The following is a 1,610-nucleotide window of genomic DNA, read 5'->3' as shown; positions in this document are numbered from 1 at the left end:
AACCGAGATAAGAATGTTGTTTGCACTCAAGCGCAGTAGGATGGGCTTGGTACCCTTCTGTTAATGCTTTCGCCGAGAATTTACGGTCATAAACTGGTGCCACTGCCCGTCATCACCCAATATATGAGATGTCATCACCCGATGATTGTCACTCTTGAACTCGATTACATCTCTGTACTTTGCCATCTTCTCATCGCCCGTCATCGCGGGCCCATCAGAATTGAGCGTTAGCATGTTTTTAGCCGCGTCCAATTCACCTTCGTACAACCACAGATAAGTCATCATTGACCCAACCCAGGTGCCTACATAGCGTTGCTTCTGCGGGTCATATCCCAGCGTTATTATCATTGTTGCCGCACCACCACAGGGCATTTCGCCCTGTCCTTCACCTACAACCCAGAGTCCACCGATTGATCGCACACTTTCTGTTCCTGTTGCTCTTTCAGGCGGTTGATCTGGACTCATCATCGCTTCTGTTTCATAAGTCCACTCACCGACGAGTTTCTGTAGCCACTGATGTTCTTTTTGTGGCTCAGTATTCATTATTGGCTCCTGTTGTGTTTTGGCTGTTTCCATTGCTTTAGCTCCTTTTGATGAATCATTGAGGAATGTAATTAGCGCGAAGCCCAACTCTGTAGGCGAAGCCGCCCCAAAGGGCTATGAACCGCGTGAAATGATCAAAAATCAAAACTTTAATAGTACATAAATACTATCATGACTCAACTAATTGAGGTTTTTAACTGGCAGATTGACGAATGGTACTCATGATTTCTCCTTTTGAAGTTGATTGCCTTCACCAAAAAACACTTCTTGAAAGGCTTACCTCATCTTAGTTTCAGCCAAGCGCGTACAATCTACCCGGTTTGACACGGTGACGCCAAGATAGCTCTAGTTACTCAGATGGCTCATTGGGATAGGAAAAATGTGATCGCCCACCCTCTACAAACTGCCGCCCGCAATCCTTGCAGCGGTAGCACTGCTTGCCTCGGCGATACCCATTTTTCGATAACTGCTGCGATCGACATTGAGGGCATACCATTACTTTCATTACATAATTCGACTGATAATCTCCCAGATGCGGCTCTAAATAGGATACCAGCAAGTCCTCAATCTGCTGAATTAACCGTTGGCAGTGTTCCTGATTTGGGCTGCGGAGGGCTGCCAGCATCACCGCGTTGCTGCTATGCACACACACTTCTGCCAGCAGACTGTACTGTTCCTCGGCGAGGGCGGGCTTGCGTTGCCTCAGAATACTTGCCATGAAGTTGATTGCTTCCTGCGTCATGCTTTCATCGATCGTCTGGAAAATTTCACGGGCTAGATAAAACTGCACAAACACCACTCGTGACACGGGTTGCTCAAAGAGCGCTGCTACAGCAGTGGCAATCGCATGAATCATTTGGCAAAGCGGCAGTTGCACAATGGCTGGGATGTCCACCCGTGCCCACATCGCTTTCACTCGCTCCGTATGGCGTAACTCCATTGCCTTGAAAATGGCAGCTTTGTCTGGAAAAAACTGATAGAGAGAGCCGATTGCTGTTCCCGCTTTAGCTGCGATTAGATGAGTCGTCGCCGCTTCGTAGCCCACTTCATCAAAGACCGCCGCTGCC

At 48.3% G+C, this 1,610-nt stretch carries 2 protein-coding genes; both read right to left on the bottom strand.

From position 1 onward, the window contains the following. Positions 1-60: 60 nt before the first annotated feature. Positions 61-576 carry a DUF1579 domain-containing protein gene (locus tag RRG12_RS44005; protein ID WP_084227417.1) on the bottom strand — a complete coding sequence of 172 codons (516 nt, stop codon included), beginning with the start codon at positions 574-576 and terminating at the stop codon, positions 61-63. 316 nt (positions 577-892) lie between these two features. Next, positions 893-1,610, bottom strand: a 718-nt coding sequence (locus RRG12_RS44000) for a TetR family transcriptional regulator (protein WP_420763355.1), incomplete at its 5' end; no start/stop codon positions are given.

The sequence above is a fragment of the Nostoc sp. CALU 546 genome (genome assembly GCF_048836525.1).
This window is presented reverse-complemented; position numbering and strand designations above follow the sequence as displayed.

Excerpts from the sequence above, each read along its gene's own strand:
- RRG12_RS44005 (WP_084227417.1), bottom strand. The coding sequence starts at position 576 with ATGGAAACAGCCAAAACACAACAGGAGCCAATAATGAATACTGAGCCA.